The 19,671-nt window shown below is 65.0% G+C and carries 22 protein-coding genes; 2 read left to right on the top strand and 20 right to left on the bottom strand.

The features are described 5' to 3' along the window. Positions 1-95: 95 nt before the first annotated feature. Positions 96-719 (top strand): histidine phosphatase family protein, encoded by a 624-nt coding sequence (locus tag H6935_04430; GenBank protein MCP5277594.1) that lies wholly within the window; start codon positions 96-98, stop codon positions 717-719. Positions 720-831: 112 nt separating this feature from the next. Then, positions 832-1,755, top strand: coding sequence for an MBL fold metallo-hydrolase (locus H6935_04425; protein MCP5277593.1), 924 nt, complete (start codon positions 832-834; stop codon positions 1,753-1,755). Positions 1,756-1,777: 22 nt separating this feature from the next. On the opposite strand, the gene H6935_04420 is transcribed toward H6935_04425, so the two are convergent. The 20 genes from H6935_04420 to ald form a co-directional block, all read right to left on the bottom strand. After that, a complete protein-coding gene (locus H6935_04420) occupies positions 1,778-2,029 on the bottom strand; it encodes a hypothetical protein (protein ID MCP5277592.1) in 252 nt (83 codons plus the stop codon). A gap of 60 nt (positions 2,030-2,089) precedes the next feature. Further along, entirely contained in the window at positions 2,090-2,779 is a 690-nt protein-coding gene (locus H6935_04415) for a hypothetical protein (GenBank protein ID MCP5277591.1), read from the bottom strand. Positions 2,780-2,875: 96 nt separating this feature from the next. Then, entirely contained in the window at positions 2,876-5,335 is a 2,460-nt protein-coding gene (locus H6935_04410; GenBank protein ID MCP5277590.1) for a cob(I)yrinic acid a,c-diamide adenosyltransferase, read from the bottom strand. Next, positions 5,323-5,754, bottom strand: a complete 432-nt coding sequence (locus H6935_04405) for a DUF1841 family protein (GenBank protein ID MCP5277589.1) — start codon at positions 5,752-5,754, stop codon at positions 5,323-5,325. Before H6935_04405 ends, H6935_04410 begins: the two co-directional genes overlap by 13 nt. Next, entirely contained in the window at positions 5,755-6,930 is a 1,176-nt protein-coding gene (locus tag H6935_04400) for an FIST C-terminal domain-containing protein (GenBank protein MCP5277588.1), read from the bottom strand. It lies immediately after the preceding gene. Continuing rightward, positions 6,927-7,559, bottom strand: a complete 633-nt coding sequence (nth, locus tag H6935_04395; protein MCP5277587.1) for an endonuclease III — start codon at positions 7,557-7,559, stop codon at positions 6,927-6,929. The genes H6935_04400 and nth overlap by 4 nt, the downstream gene beginning before the upstream one ends. Before the next feature lie 91 nt (positions 7,560-7,650). After that, positions 7,651-8,550, bottom strand: a complete 900-nt coding sequence (locus H6935_04390) for a PEP-CTERM sorting domain-containing protein (protein MCP5277586.1) — start codon at positions 8,548-8,550, stop codon at positions 7,651-7,653. A 140-nt stretch (positions 8,551-8,690) separates the two neighbouring features. After that, entirely contained in the window at positions 8,691-9,338 is a 648-nt protein-coding gene (locus H6935_04385; GenBank protein MCP5277585.1) for an electron transport complex subunit E, read from the bottom strand. Continuing rightward, positions 9,335-9,982, bottom strand: a complete 648-nt coding sequence (gene rsxG, locus H6935_04380; GenBank protein MCP5277584.1) for an electron transport complex subunit RsxG — start codon at positions 9,980-9,982, stop codon at positions 9,335-9,337. Before rsxG ends, H6935_04385 begins: the two co-directional genes overlap by 4 nt. Beyond that, positions 9,979-11,028: an RnfABCDGE type electron transport complex subunit D gene (locus tag H6935_04375; GenBank protein ID MCP5277583.1), complete on the bottom strand. Its 1,050-nt coding sequence runs from the start codon at positions 11,026-11,028 to the stop codon at positions 9,979-9,981. The genes rsxG and H6935_04375 overlap by 4 nt, the downstream gene beginning before the upstream one ends. Beyond that, on the bottom strand, positions 11,025-12,722 hold the full coding sequence (rsxC, locus tag H6935_04370) for an electron transport complex subunit RsxC (protein MCP5277582.1): 1,698 nt from the start codon (positions 12,720-12,722) through the stop codon (positions 11,025-11,027). Before rsxC ends, H6935_04375 begins: the two co-directional genes overlap by 4 nt. Before the next feature lies 1 nt (position 12,723). Continuing rightward, positions 12,724-13,272, bottom strand: coding sequence for an electron transport complex subunit RsxB (gene rsxB / locus H6935_04365; GenBank protein ID MCP5277581.1), 549 nt, complete (start codon positions 13,270-13,272; stop codon positions 12,724-12,726). A 100-nt stretch (positions 13,273-13,372) separates the two neighbouring features. Beyond that, a complete protein-coding gene (gene rsxA / locus H6935_04360; GenBank protein ID MCP5277580.1) occupies positions 13,373-13,948 on the bottom strand; it encodes an electron transport complex subunit RsxA in 576 nt (191 codons plus the stop codon). Positions 13,949-14,055: 107 nt separating this feature from the next. Continuing rightward, positions 14,056-14,298: a CDGSH iron-sulfur domain-containing protein gene (locus tag H6935_04355; GenBank protein MCP5277579.1), complete on the bottom strand. Its 243-nt coding sequence runs from the start codon at positions 14,296-14,298 to the stop codon at positions 14,056-14,058. Between the two features lie 47 nt (positions 14,299-14,345). After that, entirely contained in the window at positions 14,346-15,821 is a 1,476-nt protein-coding gene (gene pap / locus H6935_04350; protein MCP5277578.1) for a polyphosphate:AMP phosphotransferase, read from the bottom strand. Between the two features lie 42 nt (positions 15,822-15,863). Continuing rightward, positions 15,864-16,268 (bottom strand): GFA family protein, encoded by a 405-nt coding sequence (locus H6935_04345; protein MCP5277577.1) that lies wholly within the window; start codon positions 16,266-16,268, stop codon positions 15,864-15,866. A gap of 32 nt (positions 16,269-16,300) precedes the next feature. Then, positions 16,301-16,582: a DUF3175 domain-containing protein gene (locus tag H6935_04340; protein ID MCP5277576.1), complete on the bottom strand. Its 282-nt coding sequence runs from the start codon at positions 16,580-16,582 to the stop codon at positions 16,301-16,303. Further along, positions 16,572-16,991: a hypothetical protein gene (locus H6935_04335; GenBank protein ID MCP5277575.1), complete on the bottom strand. Its 420-nt coding sequence runs from the start codon at positions 16,989-16,991 to the stop codon at positions 16,572-16,574. Before H6935_04335 ends, H6935_04340 begins: the two co-directional genes overlap by 11 nt. A 176-nt stretch (positions 16,992-17,167) precedes the next feature. Continuing rightward, positions 17,168-18,472, bottom strand: coding sequence for a diguanylate cyclase (locus H6935_04330; protein MCP5277574.1), 1,305 nt, complete (start codon positions 18,470-18,472; stop codon positions 17,168-17,170). Positions 18,473-18,586: 114 nt separating this feature from the next. Further along, positions 18,587-19,666 (bottom strand): alanine dehydrogenase, encoded by a 1,080-nt coding sequence (gene ald / locus H6935_04325; GenBank protein MCP5277573.1) that lies wholly within the window; start codon positions 19,664-19,666, stop codon positions 18,587-18,589. Between the last annotated feature and the right edge of the window lie 5 nt (positions 19,667-19,671).

Genomic DNA, 19,671 nt, shown 5'->3' with positions numbered 1-19,671 from the left:
GGAAGATGCAAAATTATACCCATGCGAAAACCTCAGTCGGTCATGTAGGTTGGCGCGAACCCCGATTACTTGTTAATGGACCTGAACCGCTGCACATGAACAACACCACTAGCTACACCCACCTTGATTTCCTGCGTCATGGCGAACCCCTGGGAGGGCGCAAGTACCGGGGCCAGACCGATGATCCCCTGTCGGAAAAGGGCTGGACCGAGATGCGTTCGGCCGTGGGCGAAGCCCGGCCCTGGCAGGCCATCGTCAGTTCGCCCCTTAGCCGTTGCCGCGCCTTCGCCGAGGCCCTGGCGGCGGAGCTAACCGTGCCCCTGGCCATGGAAGACCGGCTCAAGGAAGTGGCCTTCGGCGACTGGGAAGGCCGCACGCCCTCGGAATTGAAGGCGGAGGACCCGGACGTACTCTTCAACTTCAAGCGGGATCCCCTCGGCGCCCGACCGGCTGGTGCCGAGGACCTCCATGCTTTCCAGTCCCGGGTAGCCCAGGCTTTCGACGCCATGGCCGAGGCCTATCGGGGCCGCCAGGTCCTGGTGGTGGCCCACGCGGGCGTGATCCGCATGGCCATCTGCCACGTCCTGGGCATTCCCGTGGGCCACGCCTATCGCCTGCAGGTGGGCTCGGCCGCCATGGCCAGGTTCAGGGTGGAGGAGAAGCCGGCCGGGCGACTGGCGCAACTGCTCTGGCTGACGCCGGGCCAGGGCAGGGATTAGTCCGGGCCCCGGCCCTGGGAACGGGCTGGGGTGGTACGGATATCGGCTTGAGTTCAGCCGGGGGCCATGGTCAAAATGCGACCTCCAACAACAACGATCCTAGAGGAACGACATGAAACGCTTGCTGACGCTCGCCTGGGGCCTGCTGCTGGCCACGCAGGCCATCGCGGCCCCGATCCCCCCCACCAAAGTGGTGAAGGTCAACGACCGTATCTATGCCCTGTTGGGCCCCATGGACCTGCCCAACAAGGAAAACCAGGGCTACATGGTGAACAGCACCCTGATCATCGGAGACAGCGGTGCCATCGTCATCGATACCGGCTTCACCGACGAGATCGGTGCCCACCTGCGCAAGGAAGTGGCCAAGCTCACCCGGAAGCCCGTCAAGGTCGTAATCAACACCCACCATCACGGTGACCATACCTTCGGCAACGTGGCTTTCCCCGAGGCCAGGGTGATCAGTTCCGAGATGTGCCGCAAGCTGCTGCTGGAAGGGGAGGCGGAGTGGCTGGCTCTTGTCGAGGGCGCGGTGGGGCGCAAATTCCCCAATACCAGGGCGGTGCCCGCCACCGAGGTCTACGCCAGGAACTCCAGGACCGATATCGTCATCGACGGCGTGAAGTTGACCCTATGGATACCCGATGCGGCCCACACCCTGGGTGATCTGATGATCTGGCTGCCGCAGGACAAGGTGCTCATCGGCGGGGACATCCTGGTGAACCGGATTACTCCCAACTTCCGCGATGCACTGGTGAAGAAGTGGGTGGAGACCCTGGCCGAGGTGCAGACCCTGCCTGCCCGCACCATCATCCCGGGTCATGGCCCCCTAATGACCCTCAAGGATGCGGCCGCCATGCACGACCGCATGGCCAAGCTCTATGCGGGGGTTGAGGCAGGCTACAAGGCCGGCCTGACCGACTCGGAAATCCGCGCCAAGCTGGACCTGAAGGAATGGAAGGCCCTGAAGGAATTCGATGTGCAGATGGGCGGCAACATCAACAAGACCTACCTGGAGGTGGAAGCCAGCGCTTTCTGATGCGGTGGCTTGGGTCAGCCTCTCAGCTGACCCATTTGATGTCGTCGTGGATTTCGCGCTCGTTCACGGGATCTTCCTCAGTCGGGTAGGCCCGCTTGTGCAGGGCCTCGAGGAAGGACAGTTCCTCCCAGGCTTCTTCGGGCCACCCGGTACGGCCCCCGCGGGTATCGAAGATCAGGGTGAAAAAGAATGCCTTGAAGGCTTGCCGGTTGCCCCAGTGCTCCGTCAACCCTGGAATGAGATGGGGGAACCGATCTTCGAGGTAACTGCGCATGCCACGGTCTCCTGCGTGAACGATGGGTAAAGCTGACCGCCCCAAGGGGGCGGCCGGGCTTCACTTGACCGGCACGATTCCCGGCATCAGCACGGGAGCGGGCACTGTGCCATAGGGCGTTGCCATCCAGCCGCCCCAGGTGGGGCCGTAGGTCTGGGGGCTGGCCATGGTGCCGGCCCAACCCGTTAACCAGTTGGGATTCATGGGCGCCATCATGGTGTTCCACAACTTGGGGTCGAAGCCCGCCGTGCCCCACTGGGCATAGACATTGGGGTTCATGGCATTGAGGGCGGCGCTGGTGACCTTGGGGTCCATGGGCAACATCATCCAGCGCATGAGCTTGCCCGGATCGGTCAGGGTGTAGGTGACCGCATTCATGAACTGTGGGTCCAGCAGGGTCATCATCCAGGTGGTGGCCACGCTGGGGTCCATGAGCCGCGCATAGTTGGAGTAGGCCCGGGGATCCATGGCGCTGGCCAGGGACTGGTTATACAGCTTGGGATCCATCATGGCGTTCATGGCCGCCACCAGGAATCCGGGCTCGCTCACCTGGCTCAGGGCCGCCACGAACTTCTTGGGGTCCACCAGCATGTCGGCGTTGCGGGTGAAGTCAGAAAGGTAGCGCACCCATTCATCGGCATTGGCTGGCACCGCGGCCTGTCCGGTGGCAGGCGCGGCGTCCTCGGCGGCCAGGGTGGTTGAGGCTGAAGCGGCAAGGGCTAGGGCCAGCAGCAAGGGGGTTGACTTCATGGTGGTATCTCCTCTCATTGTGTAGGTTGCCTGCAAATAGGCAACCACCTACATTCTGCCCCGTTTTTTTCCGAAGCTGAAAGCACGACTTGGAAATCACCCCTGACGGTTGCCAGGACCCCGCCACGTGGGCTCGGCCTGCCCTGCCGCCCGGTTGATCTGGCGGGAGAGGACGAACAGCAGGTCGGACAGCCTGTTCAGGTACTGCACCAGCCTGGTGGAAATCAGGTCTGCCTCCCCCAGGCGGATCATGCTGCGCTCTGCCCGGCGGCATACGGTGCGGCATACGTGGGCCTGGGCCGCGGCCCGGGTGCCGCCGGGCAGCACGAATTCGGTCAAGGGCGGCAACTGGGCGTTCATCCGGGCCAGGGCCTGGTCCAGCACCAGCACGTGATCCTGGGTGATCTGGGTCTGGTCTGGCCACGCCAGTTCCGCGCCCACGTTGAACAGGTCGTGCTGGATGTCACCCAGCAGGCCGCGAATCTCGTTGCCCAGGGGCTCGGCCATGAGAGTGCCGATCTGGCTGTTGAGCTCGTCAACCTGGCCGATGGCCTCGATGCGGGGGTCGCTCTTGGGCAGGCGGGTGCCGTCGGCCAGGCCCGTGGTGCCGTCGTCGCCGGTGCGGGTGACGATCTCGGTGAGCCGCTTGAACCCCGAGCCTTCCGGGGCTGCGGCGGACGGGGCGGCGGACGGTGCCGGGGCCTGGATATCCGTGCGGGTTTCGCCGTTGGGCAACTGGACTTGGCACTCCCGGAAGATGCGGGCTGTACAGTTGCGGCAGAGCTCCGAGCTGAGGCGGGGGTAGATGCCGGCAATGGCGTCCGGCTTGTGGGAGAAGACATTGCCTTCGCCGATGTCTACCTGGTAGCCCCCCTTCTTCAGCATGTTGCACGCCGCGTCCCGCACGCCGCAGAGGTAGAGGGCGCCACCCAGCTTGCGCCGGCGCTTGGCCTCCCCCGCCAGCAGTTCCGCGCCGGCCAGGTCGATGGTGTTGATGCCCTTGGAGAACACCAGCAGGTGACGCTGGGTGGGCACGTGCTCGTCCACGGCGGTGAAGGCATGCTGGATATGGTCCACGGCGCCGAAGAAGATGGAACCCTCGATTCGCAGCATCTTCAATTGCGGGCAGGCCGGTTCGGCGCCGGTCTCCACCACGAACTTGCGGCGGGGGTTGTCGGTGTCGCCAGCCTCCGGTACCACCGGGCGGATGGCGGGCCGGGAGGTTTTGGCCAGGTAGAAGATCAGGGACACCAGGATGCCGAAGAAGATGCCCTTCTCCAGGTCGATGACGGTGCCGAAGAAGCTCACCCCCAGCACCACCGCCTCTTCCCGGTGGGCCTTTAGAATGGCGCCGATGTGGTGAAAATCGATGAGGTTCCAGGCTACCAGGAACAACACTGCGGCCATGGCGGGGATAGGCAGGTAGGCGGCCAGGGGGGCCACCAGGAACAGGATCAGCAATAGGAAGCCCGCGGAAAACATGGCCGCCAGGGGCGTGCGGGCTCCGGATTCGTAGTTCACGCCGCTGCGGTTGAAGGAACCGGAGGAGGCGTAGCCCGAGAAGAAGCTGCCGGCGATGTTGGACAGGCCCTGGCCGATGAATTCCTGGTTGCCATTGATGTGCTGTTCCGACTTGACTGCGATGGAGCGGGAGATGGATACCGCTTCGGTCAAAGCCAGGACGGTGACTGCCAGCGCGGAGAAAAGGGTGTTTTTCAACGCCGCCACGGAAAAGTCCGGGGCGGAAAGGGGTGGCAGGCTGGCCACCAGAGCGCCCACGGTCCTGATGCCAGTGACCTCCTGGCCAAAGCTGTTGTTGAGCCAGGTGGCGACGATGCCGCCCACCACCATGGCGACGATCATGTAGGGCACCCTCTTCAGGTACCTGCGCGCCAGGATGCCGGCGATGAGGGACACCACCGCCACGCCGGTGATGTAGGGGTTGAGGTCGTGCAGGTGGGTGAGCAGCATGCCCGCCACCTCGTAGGCCGGCGTGCCCCGGGGGATGTCAAGGCCGAAGAAGTTCTTCACCTGGCTGGCGGCGATGAGCAGGGCCGCACCAGCGGTAAAGCCGATCACCACCGTGTGGGAGATGAAGTTGATGAGGGCCCCCATCTTGGCCAGGCCCATGATGAGTTGGAACAGGCCCGTGAGGAAGGTCAGGGTCAGCACCATCCCCACGTATTGGGTCGTGCCCGGCTCAGCGTAGGGCGAGACGGAGGCGAACACCACAATGGAGATGGCCGTGGTGGGGCCGGACACCAGGTGCCAGGAGGAGCCGAACAGGGCGGCGATGATGGCCGGCACCATGGCGGCGTAGAGGCCGTATTCCGGCGGCAGGCCGGCGATGGTGGCGAAGGCCACGGCCTGGGGCAGGACGATGAGGGCGCCGGTGAAGCCGGCGATGCCGTCCTGCCGCAGGGTGTTGCGGGTGACCATGTGCTGCCACTTCAGGAAGGGCAGGAACTGGTAGACCCAAAGGTTGCAGGCCAGGAACTCGCCGAAGCGGTCCTTGGCCATCAGGTCACTGATACGTGGAATTTTCAACCAGGACATTTCATTTCCAGACATTCTATATAGGCCGCACCATCCGGCGGCTGGCGGTCGCGCTGGGCGCGCCAGATCATTTCCCCCAGGCAGTCCATGACCGCGTGCTGAGCGTCGTGCTCATCCCCCATCCGGAGCACCAGCTTGTCGTAGCGCGCCTTGATTCCGGGCGGCTGGTCGATGGAGAGCTGCTCGCCAATGGAAACGTGCATGGACAGGTGCAGGAAGGGGTTGGTCTCCCCCAGTTCCGGCGGCCATTCCCGGTCGCGGTGGCGCTCGGGCTGGTCCAGGATTACGTGGTATTCCGGGTGGCGGGTGATGTGCTCCACCGCCATTGTCTCAAGATCGGTGAGGGGCTGGCCAGCCTTGAAACGGCTCCAGGCGGAGAAGAAGAAGTCCCGTACCTGGTCGCGGGTGGGATTGAACATTCAGGGATTGCCTTCGTAGCCCAGGGCCAGGACCACGCTGTATTGCAGCAGGCGGTTGGCGCCGTCCAGATGGGCGATTTCGCCGTTGCCGTAGAAACCGATGAGGGGCATGTCGGGGAAACGGCTGGTGAGGGCCTGGATGTCACGGTCCTCGCCGCCGTAGAACCAGGGCCCCCGGCCCAGGCAGGGAAACATCAGGCCGAAGGCAGGCGCAGCGGGTCGTGCCCCCGGTTCGGTACACTGGGCTGAACCTTCCCCCGATGGGGCCAAGTCGGTTTTGGGGTGGTCCGGCAATTGGCTCGGGCAGGTGTCGTCGCTCAGGCGGCGGACCATGGTCCTCATGTCGTGCTCGGCTGCCTGGGGCTGGCGCAGAGCCCAGAACAGGTCCAGGCCCGGGCTGAGTTCCCCCGCCACGGTGACGGACTTGTCGTCCGTGTTCACGCCCACCACGGGCAGCAGGTGGAAGCGGCCTTCCTCCAGGGCATGTTCCGGCTCGCCGTAGGTCACGCCCGCCATGAGCAGGTGGGTGGGGATGCGTTCCGGCGCCCGCACCGACAGGGGCAGTTCCTTGACCAGGGTGGCCAGGGCGGTGTCTCCCCCCACCACGCACACGTCGTGACCGTCCACCCGCTCCAGGACGGCGGGGCGGGAGAGGGGGCGGATGCCTTGGGACACCCCCACCCGCAGGTTGGCGCCCCGAATGTCCATCTCGCAGCGCCCGGCATCCTGCACCCGTCCACCCATCCATACCGAATAGGGTCCCCGGCCCGTGGCGTCGCCGGAAACACCGCCATAACGGGCGCCGCCACCACCCAGCCAGAGCAGGTCCAGAGCGTTGGGGGCGGAGTAGGTGAGGGTCTGCCGTCTCTCGCCGTGGGAGGGATGCAGGCTGACGCCGTCGCCGAATACCATGACCGCAGCGGCGGGAGCGTCCAGCACCCAGTCCTCCTCGGTGAAAACGCCGGCCGCGGCACAGCCTGTCACCTGCAGGCAGCCGGCGGCCCGGGCGGCGGCGGCGATGGCGGCCTGGGGTTCCTGGGCGAAGTCCGAGGTGAGGTAGAGCACCACGGCCTGGGGGTGGTCCAGCCCCGCCCGTTCCATGGCGGCCTTCACCGCCCGGGCGGCCAGGGCGGGGTCTGCGGTGCGGCCCTGGGCCAGGCCCGTGGCCACCCTCATGGGGTCTTCTCCCCGAAGTCACACAGGTCGCGGATGACGCAGGCGCCGCAGTCTGGCTTGCGGGCCTTGCACACGTAGCGACCATGGAGGATGAGCCAGTGGTGGGCGTCCTGCCGGAACTCGGCAGGCACGTGTCTGAGCAGTTTCTTCTCCACCTCCAGCACGGTCTTGCCCGGAGCCAGGCCGGTGCGGTTGGCGACGCGGAAAATGTGGGTGTCCACGGCGATGGTGGGTTCGCCGAAGGCGGTGTTGAGCACCACGTTGGCGGTCTTGCGTCCCACGCCGGGCAGCGCCTCCAGGGCCGTCCGGTCCCGGGGCACCTCGCCGCCGTGCTTGTCCAGCAGGATCTGGCAGGTGGCCATGACGTTCCTGGCCTTTGTCTGGTACAGGCCGATGCGCTTGATATGGGACTTCAGGCCGTTCTCTCCCAGGGACAACATGGCCTCGGGGGTGGGAGCGGCGGGGAACAGCGCGGCCGTGGCCAGGTTCACGCTCTTGTCCGTGGCCTGGGCAGAGAGGATCACCGCTACCAGGAGCTGGAAGGGCGTCCGATATTCCAACTCGGTGGTGGGCTTGGGATTGCTGGCCTTGAGTCGTTCGAAGATGCGGCAGCGGCGGGCGGCGTTCATGGGCCACAATGATAGTGGAAGTGTCCCCTTCTAAGAGACCAAAAGGGGTGCCCGGCGCCCCTTCTTGTAGGGTGGATCAGCGGGGGAGGACTCAGACGCGGCGACTCCTGATGCTCCCGGAAACGAGGGTCAGGCCCGCCAGAAGCATGGCCCAGCTCCCGGGCTCGGGCACGGCGGCTACTTGCCAGCCGATGTCCCGCAGGGCGTTCCAGTCCAGGTCGGTGAATACCTTGCGGGTGCCCAGGAACAGGGTGGGATCCATGGCGGCCTCGAAGCTGCCAACCCCGTTGATGGGGCTGTTCAGCCCTTCATTCCAATGGGCATTGTCGGCATGCAGCAATTGGGGCCCGGTGAAGTTGCCGTTGAAGGTATGGGTGGCGGTGTCCACCAGGCGATACCAGGATGGGGCGGTCCCGATGCCCAGGAGGTGGCCGATCTCATGAAGAGCCACGGAATAGAAGTCGGCCTTGCCGGCGAAGTTCTCCAGGGTGGCGATGTCGCTGTCGAAATACCAGTTGGCATAGGCTTGGTTGAAAGCCAGGGCGCCCCCCCAGGGGGCGAAGTCGGTATCGGTGGCCACACCTGCCTGGCCCCGGTCGATAGTATCGAAGAAGTTGGAGAAGCCGCTGGCGTTGAAGCCGCCTGGGCCGCCGATGCCCAGGGTGCCGCTGCCAAGGTCGTCGGCGCCAACATAGATACGAAGCACGTCAGCGGCAATGGATTGATATTCCAGGGCTATGTCCGTACCGCTGATGTCGCTGGGGTTGAAGAAGATGGTCGTGAAGTTGTTGTGGGTGGTGCTGCTGATCTCGCCCAGGCTGTCTGTGATCCGGGACTCGAACACGCTGGCGGCGGATTCCAGGATGCTTTTATGGGTGGCGCCGAAAAAGCCGTTGGTGTCGTAAGAGTAGTCGAAGACGATATCGATGTTGGCGGAGGCCAGGGCAGGCGCCAGGGCCAGGGCCGCGGCAAGTGAAAGGCGCGAATTCATATGGTTTGTCCCCAATGGTTTGTGCATTGATGCTTCCGGCAAGCAATTGTGAAGCCAAATCATACCCTATTGATTTGGTGGGGTTTTTTTACAGCTTCCCTGATCAGTGTAAAAAAAACCGGCATTTCCGCTACTGGGCATCAGTGGTCGAGGCGCCTATTCTCAATCAAATTGCGTGCGGCGATGAGCAAGCCCAGTCCGATGAAGGCGCCGGGGGGCAGCACGGCCAGGAGGAAGCCCTGGTAGTCCGGGACGACGTGAACCACCCAGGCCTGGGCCTGGGGGCCCAGGACCAGGTCCAGGCCTGAGAGCAGGGTGCCCTTGCCGAAGATTTCCCGCATGCCGCCCAGCACCACCAGCACGGCGGTGAGGCCCAGGCCCATCATGGTGCCGTCCAGCACGGAGTGGGCGGTGGAGCGCTTGGAGGCGAAGGCCTCCACCCGGGCCAGGACGATGCAGTTGGTGGTAATGAGGGGGATGAACACCCCTAGCACCAGGTACAGGGGATGGACCCAGGCATTCATGGCAAGCTGCACCACGGTCACCAGGGCGGCGATGATGAGCACGAACACGGGGATGCGGATCTCGTGGGGGATGAAGTTGCGCACCAGGGCCACGGCCACGTTGGCCACCGCCATCACCAGGGTGGTGGCCAGGCCCAGGGACAGGGCGTTCACCACGTTGTTGCTGATGGCCAGCAGGGGGCACAGGCCCAGCAGCTGGATGATGCCCGGGTTCTGCTTCCACAGGCCGTTGGCGATGATGTCCCGGGTTTCGGCGGAGATCATGGCGTCCCTCCGGGTGGTGATTCAGGCAGGCGCAGCAGCGACTCCCTGTGTTCTTCAAAATAGCGCAGGGCCTTGTGCACCGCCTTCACCACGGCCCGGGGGGTGATGGTGGCGCCGGCCATGTAGTCGAACTGTCCGCCATCCTTGCGCACCTTCCACGCGGCCTCGGGCGGGGTGGACAAGCCCTTGCCTTCGAACTGGTGTGTCCAGTTGCTCTTGGCTGCCTCGATGTAGTCCCCCAGGCCCGGGGTTTCCTTGTGGGCCGTGACACGCACGCCGGCGATGCTTCCGTCGGCGCGGATGCCTATCAGCAGCTTGATCTCACCCGCATAGCCGTCCGGGGCGATGACTTCCAGCACCACGGCCACCGGCGTGCCTGTCCTTGAGGCCACATAGGCCTGGCCGGCATGCTTAAGTCCCAGAAGCGGGTCCACAGGCAAAGGCCGGGCGTCGTGGATGGGGTCGTTGTCGAAGCTTGCCGGGGGCAAGGCCTGGGCCACCAGGCGCATCTTTTCCTCCTGTTCGCTGCGCTCGATGTTGGGCCGGGTGGCGAAGTAGGCCCCCGCCAGCAGGCTGGCGCAGACCACGGAAAATACCAGCAGGGTGAGAGAGGTGGAGAAGGTCTCGCGCAGGGCCGGGGTCATGCCGTGTCCTTCCGACCACCAGCCTGGTCACTGGTCTTATGGCCGAATACCCGGGGCTGGGTGTAGGTGTCGATGAAGGGCGCGGCCACGTTCATGAGCAGGATGGAGAAGGCCACTCCGTCCGGGTAGCCGCCGAAATTGCGGATCAGCACGGTGATGAGGCCTGCCATGCCGGCGTAGATGAGTTTGCCCCGGGGGGTGGAGGCGGCGGTGACCGGGTCCGTGGCGATGAAGAAGGCCCCCAGCATGACTCCTCCGGACAGTAGGTGGAACAGGGGACCGGCATGCTGGCCGGGGTCCAGCAGGTGCAGGCCCCAGGCGGTGAAGGCCACGCCGCCCAGGAAGGCGGCGGGGATATGCCAGGTGATGAGGCGGTTGCCCAGCAGCAGCAGGCCCCCCAGCAGATACATGAGGGACACCAGTTCCTGGCCCCGGCCACCGGCCCAGCCGAAGGCGGGCATGACCAGGATGTCGGCCACGGGTTTGCCCAGGCGGGCCTGGGTCTTCCAGGTGTCCAGGGCGGTGGCGGATGTAAAGGCGTCCACGCTGACCGAGCCCTGGCCGGCGAACACCAGGTCGAAAGCCTCTCCCAGGTTGATGCTCTGCACCGCCACGCCGATGGGCCCGGGCCATTGGGTCATGTACATGGGGAAGCTGACGATGAGGGCCGCGTAGCCCACCATGGCCGGGTTGAACAGGTTCTGGCCCAGTCCGCCGTAGAGGTGCTTGGCCACCACCACGGAGAAGATCATGCCCACGGCATACAGCCACCAGGGGGCCAGGGTGGGCAGGGACAGGGCCAGGAGCCAGGCCGTCACCAGCACGGAACCGTCCTTGAGGAACGGGCCCAGGGGCCGGCCTCGCATGAGCAGCATGAGGGTTTCCAGGCCGATGGCGAACACGCTGCATACCAACAGGCTGACCCAGATGCCAGGGCCGAAGAACCAGGCGTGGGCGATGATGGCGGGGATCAGGGCCGCCATGACCTTGAGCATGACGACGGAGACCGAGTTGCGCTCCAGGAGGGTGAAGGGGGAGCCGTTCATTGGTCCACCTTGGGCATTTCTGCTTCCGTGTCAGCGACGGCCGTGCCCCGGCGGGCTTCTATCTCAGCAATTTCCTGTTCCACCCGTGGCGGCAGGTTTTCCACGTTCCTGGGCTTCAAGCCGGCGGCGGTCATTTCTTCCTTGGCCTTGGCGGCCCGGGCCAGGGCCGCCTCCAGGATGGCCTTCTTCTTCGCGGCCTCCGGGTCGTCGCCGGTTTCGGCGGTACTGGCCTTGGCCTTGGTCTCCGCAGCGGCCTTGGCGAACTTGTCCGCCTTCTCCTGCTTCTCCCGCTCCAGTCGGTAGGTCTTGAATTCGTGCCGGGTCCGCGCCTGGTCGGAGGACTGTTTTTCCCGTTCCCGTTCCCAGATCTCGCTCTTGGCGAAACGGTAGTAGTCCACCAGGGGGATGTGGCTCGGGCAGACGAAGGAACAGCAGCCACACTCGATGCAGTCGAACAGGTTGTAGCCCTGGGCCTTGCCGAAGTCCCGGGCGCGGCTGAACCAGTACATCTCGAAGGGTTGTAGTTCCACGGGGCAGGCCCGGGCGCAGGCGCCGCATCGGATGCAGGGCAGGGCCTCGGGCTTGGGCGGGAACAGGGCAGGGGATTTGACCAGGACGCAGTTCACCGCCTTGGTGACGGGGGCCGCCAGGTCCATGAGGTCGAAGCCCATCATGGGGCCGCCGATAATCTCGCCGCTGGCGCCTTCCAGGCTGCCCCCCGCCGCCGCCAGCAGGTCGCTGATGGGGGTGCCCACCCGCGCTTCGAAGTTGCCGGGCGTGCCCACGTGGCCGGTGACGGTGACCACCCGGCTGATCAGGGGCTCGCCGTGCATCACCGCCTGATAGAGGCTGAAGGCGGTGCCCACGTTGAACACCTGGATGCCCACGTCGGTGGACAGGCCGCCGGTGGGCACCTCCACGCCTGTGAGGGTGTAGGCCAGTTGCTTGCCGCCGCCGCCGGGATAGCAGGTGGGCACGGTCACGATCTCGATGTCGTCGGCCTCGGCCTCTGAGAGGGCCTTGGTGAGGGCGGCGATGGCTTCCGGCTTGTTGTCCTCGACACCCACTATGACGGTGCGGGCCCCCAGCATGTGGCCCATGATGCGTGCCCCCTCCAGCATTTGCGTGGCCCGCTCCCGCATGAGGCGGTCGTCGCAGGTGATCCAGGGCTCGCACTCCGCGCCGTTGAGGATGAGGGTGTGGATGGGGCTGGCTCCGTTCCTGGACGCGCCCGGGTTGAGCTTGATGTAGCTGGGGAATACCGCGCCCCCCAGGCCCGCCAGGCCCATCTCGCGGATGCGGTTGCGCAGGGCGCTGGGGTCCAGGGTGCGCCAGTCCAGCGGCTGCATGCCGATGCTCCGGTCCTCACCGTCCGCCTCGATGACGATGGCCTCGTCGAACAGGCCCGAGGGGTGGGGAACGGCCCGGGGCTCGATGGCTGTTACCTTTCCCGACGTGGGGGCGTGCACGGCAGTGGAGACATAGCCTTCGGCGGCGCCGATCATCTGGCCCTTCAATACCCGGTCACCCACCTGTACCAGGGGCCGGGCCGGCGTGCCGATGTGCTGGCGCAGGGGCACCACGTAGCGGGGCAGCAGGGGCATGGGGCGGATGGGCGAGGCGTTGGATTCCGCCTTGTGGCCCGCCGGATGCACGCCGCCCGGGAAGTTGTGAAGCTTGCGGGGTTGGCTCATTTCAAGCCACCTGCTTCATGCGGAAGATGGGATAGCGCCACTTCCAGGTGCTGAGGTCCTCCGTCACCACTTCCATGCTGATGCAGTCAACGGGACAGGGGGGCAGGCACAGCTCGCATCCGGTGCACTGGTCGGCGACGATGACGTGCATCTGCTTGGCGGCACCGACGATGGCGTCCACCGGGCAGGCCTGGATGCAAAGGGTACAGCCGATACAGGTGTTCTCGTCGATGACGGCCACGGACTTGGGCTTGGGCTCCAGCCCCTCCCCCAGGGGTTTGGGGTCAACGCCCAGCAGTTCCGCCAGGCGCTTGATGCCGTCGTCACCACCGGGCGGGCATTTGTTGATGTCCGCGTCCCCCTTGGCGATGGCCTCGGCGTAGGGCTTGCAGCCCGGGTAGCCGCACTGACCGCACTGGGTCTGGGGCAGGATGGCGTCGATCTTGTCCACCAGGGGATCTTCCTGGACCCGGAACCGGATGGAGGCCCAGCCAAGGACACCGCCCAGCACCAGGCCGATGCCGGCCATGACTAGGATGGCCGCTAGCATGCGGCCATCCTGGGGAGTGGGGAATGGAAAGTGGAAGGCGGGTAAAGCATAAACCCCCGTGGAGTATTCCTACTCCCCCCTTGCCATTTCCTACTCCCCATCATTTGATCAGCCCCGCAAAGCCCATGAAGGCCAGACTCATGAGGCCGGCGGTAATCATGGCGATGCTGGTGCCCTTGAAGGGCAAGGGCACGTCGGCGGCCTCCAGGCGCTCTCGCATGGCGGCGAACAGGATCAGCACCAGGGTGAAGCCCAGGGCACCCCCAAGGCCGAAGAACAGGGATTCCACGAAGTTGTGCTGCTCCTGCACGTTGAGCAGGGGAATGCCCAGCACGGCGCAGTTGGTGGTGATGAGGGGCAGGTAGATGCCCAGCACGCGGAACAGGACCGGGGAGGTCTTCTTGATGAACATTTCGGTGAAGCCGACGATGCCGGCGATCACCACGATGAAGGACAGGGTGCGCAGATAGGCCAGGTCCTGGCCCAGCAGATAGGTGTCGATAAGGTAGGAAAGGCCCGAGGCCAGGGTGAGCACGAAAGTGGTGGCGGCCCCCATGCCGATGGCGGTTTCCAGTTTCCGTGACACGCCCATGAAGGGGCACAGACCCAGGATCTTGGACATCACGATGTTGTTCACGAACACCGTGCCGACGAGGATGAGGAGGTAGTTTTCCATGTAAAGGCGTGCTCAGCGCCCGCAATTATCGCTTTCCATCCCTGGGGGTCACAACCTGTAAAGCGTCCCGGGAGGGGGGTGCTCCCCTCCGGGCGGCGGCGAGAGGTTCAGTCCAGCAATTCGTGGGCGCCGTCGCAGAAGGGGGCGTTGGCCGTGTGCTTGCATGCGCAAAGCCAGTGCTTGCCGGCGCTGGCGACCTGGAATTCATGGGGTTTGAAGTCCGTTCCGGCATGGGAGCCGTCGCACCAGGGCTGGTTCCTGGAGCGGCCGCATGCGCACCACCAGTAGCTCTTGCCTGCCTCCAGTTCCACTTCAATGGGATCTTTTCCTGCAACCACGGGTTCGCTCATCGCCAAGTCCTCTCGTTAATAGCCGACAAAAAACGTCGACTATTATGTCACAGAGCGTCCTCGATGCGATCACACAAGGTTTGTAGCACTTTCAGGCGGGCGTAGTGCTTATCCTCCGCTTCCACCAACACCCAAGGCGCGATCTCTGTGCTGGTGCGGTCCACCATATCGCAGATGGCCTGCTCGTACTGGTCCCACTTCTCCCGGTTGCGCCAGTCCTCCTCGGTGATCTTGAAGTGCTTGAAGGCGATCTTCTCCCGGGCCTGGAAGCGCTTCAGTTGTTCCTCCTGGCTGATGGACAGCCAGAATTTGGCGACGATGAAACCATGTTGCTGAAGCTGGGCCTCGAAGTCGTTGATCTCGTTGTAGGCCCGCATCCAGTCGTATTCAGTGCAGTAGCCCTCCACCCGTTCCACCAGCACCCGGCCGTACCAGGAACGGTCGAAGATGGCCAGGCGGCCCCGGCGGGGAATCTGGCGCCAGAAGCGCCACAAGTAGGGCTGGGCCCGGGCTTCTTCCGTGGGGGCGGCAATGGGAATGACCTGGTAATGGCGGGCATCCAGAGCACCGGTGACGCGGCGGATGGCGCCGCCTTTTCCGGCGGCATCATGTCCCTCGAACACGGCCACCATGCCATGTTTCTGAAAGCGGGGTTCCCGCACCAGGGTAGCCAGACGGCCCTGGAGGGCCTCCAGCTTCTTGTTGTATTCCTGCTTGCTTACCGTGAGGCCCAGGTCCAGGGAACGCAGGATATTGGTCTCGTCCACCCGGGGCAGGGAAGGAAGACCCGGGATGGAATGCACCGGGGGCGGGTTATCCAGGCGTTGGCGCAGGGCTTCCAGGACGATCTTGCCCATGGTCAGGCCGCGGTAGCGTTCGTCCGTGCCGTCGATGATGTACCAGGGGGCCTGGGCGGTGCTGGTCATGCGCAGGACCTTGTCCGCGGTCGTCTGGAACTTGTCGTAGAGCTTGAAGTGGCGCCAGTCCCGCTCCGTCACCCGCCAGCGGGTGCTGGGGTCCTTTTCCAGGGCCTTCAGGCGCTTTTCCTGGCGGTCCTTTGAGAGATGAAACCAGAACTTGAGGATGAGGGCGCCTTCGTCGGACAGCATTTTCTCGAAGCGCACGTTGCGATCCATGGCCTCCTCCAGGGCGGCGTTCTTGATCTCGCCGTAGACCTTGCGGATGAAGGGGTCGCTGTACCAGGAGCCCTGGAAGATGCCGATCTTGCCTTTGGAGGGCAGGGCGCGCCAGAAACGCCACATGTGGGGCCGGTCCCGTTCTTCGTCAGAGGGGGCGCCCATGCCGTGGGTCTCGATGTGGCGGGGGTCCAGCCACTCGTTCAGCTTGTGTACGGTTTCCCGCCGTCCGCCGCCGTCCACGCCGCTGACGATAAGGATGACCTGGAAGCCCCGCTTCTCCACCAGCTCGTATTGGGCGTCCAGCAGGGCGGCGCGCAGGCCGGGCAGTTCCTTGTCGAAGGACTTCTTGTCCAGGGTGTGGCCGAGTTCGGCGGATTCGAACATGGTGGACTCCGTGCAGGGATTGATGTGGTGGGATGGAAGGAATCAGCGACCGGGTTCGTAGGCCTCGTATTGGGGCAGGTCGCCGCGGATGTCATCCCAGTTGGCCTTGGAGGTGACGAAGATGTGGGCCATGGGTCGTTCCCCGATGTCGGATTCGATGGTGCCCAGGCGTATCCGCACCTGGTTGGGCCTGGCCGTGTTGCGGCTCATGATGGGGGAGCCGCAATGCCTGCAGAAATATTTGCTCTGGCCCGGGGAGGATTCGTAGCCGGTCAGTTCCCCCTCACCAGCCATGATCTGGAAGTGCACCGTCGCGACGAAGCCATTGGTGGCGAATGCACTGCCCTGGGCCTTGCGGCAACGGGAACAGTGGCAGTGGACGATGTTGCGTATGGGGCCGGTGATGCGAAAGCGCACGCGGCCGCAGAGACATCCCCCTTCATACATGGCCATTCCCCTTCATGCCCAATGCCGCCCTTTCACAGTCTTCCATATGCGCGGCGCAGTTCTTTCTTGGCCTGCTCCAGAATGCGGCGCCGTTCCTCGTCCAGGTTCCGCCCGGCCCGGTTGATATAGAACACAAGCATGTACATGGCGGAGCGGAAGGGCTCTGCCTTGCGCCGGCCGCTGGTGTCGGCGGAATGCTTCAAGGATAGGGCAATCCGCCGGGGATCGTCCCAGGTGAATACACCCTGCTCCAGGTCCAGGGCATTGCTCTCCCGGGTAACCCGGTCAGACCATTTGCCGGGGTCAGTCGGCAATGTCGTTCAGCAGGTCAAGCACCACCCGGGTCCGGACTTCCAAGATGCCGACGGAGGTGCCTACCACGACCCGCACATAGCCTTCGGGCAGTCGCGACAGCCGACCTTCCAGATCCCTGGGCAGGGGGCGCCACATGTAGCCGTCGGGGACCGGGTCGCCCCGGCGCAGTTTCATGGCGTGGCCGGGGGGCACCTTGCCTTTCTTCGCCAGGCCCGGAGGCAGGCCTCGATGGTGTGGGCCGTAGTAGTCACGGATGATGGCCCGGTCCCGGTCGCTGAACACGACCCGGACCTTGTAGTCCCGGCTGTGAGCGCCTGCCTCGCCGTACCTGGGGTAGGTTTCGCATCCGGCAAGAGTGGTGGTCAGGGTCACGCACAAGGCCAGCAGCAGCTTGGTGGCAGGGGACATGGCTTTCCTTTCGCTGGGAATGAAAGAATGCACTGATCCCAGTCTAGACCGGATAGCCCAATGACGTGGGATGCCCCTGTTCATGCACATTCCCATCGAACTCAGGGCTGGCCTGGTGGAATGCCCGGGCTCGGCCACTGCTTGCGGGAGCCGTCTTGGGCTGGTGCCCGTTCCAGTCAGTTCGGGGCGAGGGTGTCAGCAGGCTTGGCAGCGGTGCACGGGCCAGGGGCTGGACCTGCCTGGCCGGTTTTGCCCGTGAAACGTCGCACCTGGTTCTTGCCCGCCTGCTTGGCGGCGTACATGGCGAAATCGGCGCATTTCAGCAGGCTCTTGGCGTCCAGTCCGTCGTCGGGAAAGACGCACATGCCCACGCTGGCAGAGAGGGCCAGTTCCCGGCCAGCCAGCTGGCAAGGCTGGGCGATGGCACTCAGCAGCTTATGCGAGACGTGCTCGATGTGTTCCCGATGGGTTGCGTCCAGCAGGCCCACAATGAATTCGTCGCCCCCCAGGCGGGCGACGATGTCGCCCGCCCGGATCTCCTGCTGGAGCCGCTGGGCGATGATCTTCAGCAATTCGTCGCCCGCACCGTGGCCCAGGGTGTCGTTCACCGCCTTGAAACCATCCAGATCTATGAACAGCAGGCCCACGTGGGTATGCTGGCGCCGGGCCCGCAGGATGGCCTGCTCGAAGCGGTCCAGAAGTAGCGTGCGGTTGGGCAGGCCCGTGAGGGGATCGTGGGAGGCCAGGCGCTCCCGCTCCAGGTTCGCCCGGTGGATGTTGCGCACCACCACGCTGGCGATGAGCATGCCCAGCAACAGGGCGGAGCCGGAGAGCAGCAACATCCAGCGGCGTGCCTCCTGGTGGGCATGGGTGGCTTCCTGGAGGGCTGCATGGGCCCCGTCCCTGATCACGTCATCCAGCTGGGAAAGCGTCTTCATCACCGCGTCCTGGGCGGGAATGGCCTCCCTGGCCAGGACCTGTTGCGCTTCCTGGTAACGTCCTTCCAGGCTAAGGTCGATGACCCGGTTATGCAGGGGCAAGGCCCGGAGGGTCAGCTGCCATTGAAGGTCCAGCAGGGCACGTTCCTCCTGGGATAGGGGCAGGTTCAGGAGTTGCCGGCGGGCGGTGATGAAGTGTTCCGCCTGGCGCCAGAAACGCTGCTGTTCCTCGTCCTGGGCGAAAAGGTCGGGGAGCGTGATCATGCGCGCCAAACTTACGGTGCGTTCTCGCACCGCCACCTGCATGGCCTTGGTCAGCCGCAGGCTCGTCATGTGCTGATCCACCAGGGTACGCAGGCGGGCGTCTGTGGCCGCCAGTTCGCCCAGGCCCTCGCTGGTGACAAAGAAGATCAGCATCAGTTGGGCGATGAACCCGGCCACCAGGGCCCAGGGCCAGGATGAGCCAGTCCGCCTGAGGGATGTCAGGCGGTCCAGGCTCCAACGTCCGGTGGGGTGATGGGGATGGGCGGCGGCGGATTCCACGTCTGGAGTGGGCTGTGAGGAAACTCACTACCCCTTATACGCGCCCCTGCCTCAGGGGGGCCATATTTCAAATGGTATAGGGCACGGATGATTGCTTATGAATCAATGGGTTGCTCATTCATGGGCCAGGTCATTGGCCAGCCCTGGGTGGGCGATGCGGCCCTCTGCCACGTTCAGGCCGGCGGCAAAGCCCGGGTCTTCTTCCAGGGCCAGCTGGGGGTCATAGGCCAGGCGCAGGATGTAGGGCAGGGAGACCTCCGCCAGGGCCAGGGTGCTGGTGCGGGCCACGGCGCCGGGCATGTTGGCCACGCAGTAATGCACCACGCCCTCTTCCACGAAGAAGGGGGCGGAATGGGTGGTGGGGCGGGAGGTCTCGGCGATGCCGCCCTGGTCGATGGCCACGTCCACCAGGGCGGAGCCCTTGGGCATGGCGCGGAGCAGTTCCCGTGAAATCAGGCGGGGCGCACGCCGGCCGTGGACGTAGGCGGCACCCACCACCAGGTCGGCATGGCGCACCAGTTCCTCGATGCTTCCGGTATTCGAGTAGCGGGTCTTCAGGCGGCCGCCATACTGGTCGTCGAAGGCCCGCAGGCGATCCGGATCTCGGTCCAGCAAGGTCACGTCCGTGCCCAGGCCCACGGCGATGCGGGCCGCGTTGGCCCCCACCACCCCGCCGCCGATGATCACCACCCGGGCAGGGGGTACCCCGGGCACGCCGGAGAGCAGCACCCCCCGGCCGCCGTTCTTCATCTCCAGGGCCTGCATGCCCATCTGCAGGGCCAGCCGTCCTGCGATCTGGGACATGGGGGCCAGCAGGGGGGTGTGGCCTCCCTGGTCCAGGACGGTTTCGAAGGCGATGGCGGTGACGCCCTTGTCCATCAGCGCTTGCGCCAGTTCCGGCGCGGCCGCCAGGTGCAGGTAGCAGAACAGGATCTGCCCGGCCCCCAGGCGGGCCAGTTCCAACGGCTGGGGTTCCTTCACCTTGAAGACGATGTCGGCCGCATAAACGCCGCTGGCGTCGGTCATTTCCGCGCCGGCGGCCTGGTAGTCACCATCCTCCAGGCCCACGGCCAGGCCGGCATTGTGTTCCACCAGCACTTTGTGGCCCGCCTGGACCAGGGCCTGCACACCGGCGGGGGTGATGGCCACACGGTATTCGTGGTCCTTGATTTCCTTGGGAATACCGATGCGCATGGGAG

Origin of the sequence: Thiobacillus sp. (assembly GCA_024235835.1) — a bacterium.
In the GTDB taxonomy this organism is placed as follows: domain Bacteria; phylum Pseudomonadota; class Gammaproteobacteria; order Burkholderiales; family Thiobacillaceae; genus PFJX01.
The sequence above is the reverse complement of the archived record's forward strand: the minus strand, read 5'-3'. Positions and strand labels throughout refer to the sequence as shown.

What these genes read in the sequence shown, in the direction of transcription:
- H6935_04430 (MCP5277594.1), top strand. Translation starts at nt 96, where the DNA reads ATGAACAACACCACTAGCTACACCCACCTTGATTTCCTGCGTCATGGC.
- H6935_04425 (MCP5277593.1), top strand. Translation starts at nt 832, where the DNA reads ATGAAACGCTTGCTGACGCTCGCCTGGGGCCTGCTGCTGGCCACGCAG.
- H6935_04420 (MCP5277592.1), bottom strand. Translation starts at nt 2,029, where the DNA reads ATGCGCAGTTACCTCGAAGATCGGTTCCCCCATCTCATTCCAGGGTTG.
- H6935_04415 (MCP5277591.1), bottom strand. Translation starts at nt 2,779, where the DNA reads ATGAAGTCAACCCCCTTGCTGCTGGCCCTAGCCCTTGCCGCTTCAGCC.
- H6935_04410 (MCP5277590.1), bottom strand. Translation starts at nt 5,335, where the DNA reads ATGTCCTGGTTGAAAATTCCACGTATCAGTGACCTGATGGCCAAGGAC.
- H6935_04405 (MCP5277589.1), bottom strand. Translation starts at nt 5,754, where the DNA reads ATGTTCAATCCCACCCGCGACCAGGTACGGGACTTCTTCTTCTCCGCC.
- H6935_04400 (MCP5277588.1), bottom strand. Translation starts at nt 6,930, where the DNA reads ATGAGGGTGGCCACGGGCCTGGCCCAGGGCCGCACCGCAGACCCCGCC.
- nth (MCP5277587.1), bottom strand. Translation starts at nt 7,559, where the DNA reads ATGAACGCCGCCCGCCGCTGCCGCATCTTCGAACGACTCAAGGCCAGC.
- H6935_04390 (MCP5277586.1), bottom strand. Translation starts at nt 8,550, where the DNA reads ATGAATTCGCGCCTTTCACTTGCCGCGGCCCTGGCCCTGGCGCCTGCC.
- H6935_04385 (MCP5277585.1), bottom strand. Translation starts at nt 9,338, where the DNA reads ATGATCTCCGCCGAAACCCGGGACATCATCGCCAACGGCCTGTGGAAG.
- rsxG (MCP5277584.1), bottom strand. Translation starts at nt 9,982, where the DNA reads ATGACCCCGGCCCTGCGCGAGACCTTCTCCACCTCTCTCACCCTGCTG.
- H6935_04375 (MCP5277583.1), bottom strand. Translation starts at nt 11,028, where the DNA reads ATGAACGGCTCCCCCTTCACCCTCCTGGAGCGCAACTCGGTCTCCGTC.
- rsxC (MCP5277582.1), bottom strand. Translation starts at nt 12,722, where the DNA reads ATGAGCCAACCCCGCAAGCTTCACAACTTCCCGGGCGGCGTGCATCCG.
- rsxB (MCP5277581.1), bottom strand. Translation starts at nt 13,272, where the DNA reads ATGCTAGCGGCCATCCTAGTCATGGCCGGCATCGGCCTGGTGCTGGGC.
- rsxA (MCP5277580.1), bottom strand. Translation starts at nt 13,948, where the DNA reads ATGGAAAACTACCTCCTCATCCTCGTCGGCACGGTGTTCGTGAACAAC.
- H6935_04355 (MCP5277579.1), bottom strand. Translation starts at nt 14,298, where the DNA reads ATGAGCGAACCCGTGGTTGCAGGAAAAGATCCCATTGAAGTGGAACTG.
- pap (MCP5277578.1), bottom strand. Translation starts at nt 15,821, where the DNA reads ATGTTCGAATCCGCCGAACTCGGCCACACCCTGGACAAGAAGTCCTTC.
- H6935_04345 (MCP5277577.1), bottom strand. Translation starts at nt 16,268, where the DNA reads ATGTATGAAGGGGGATGTCTCTGCGGCCGCGTGCGCTTTCGCATCACC.
- H6935_04335 (MCP5277575.1), bottom strand. Translation starts at nt 16,991, where the DNA reads ATGTCCCCTGCCACCAAGCTGCTGCTGGCCTTGTGCGTGACCCTGACC.
- ald (MCP5277573.1), bottom strand. Translation starts at nt 19,666, where the DNA reads ATGCGCATCGGTATTCCCAAGGAAATCAAGGACCACGAATACCGTGTG.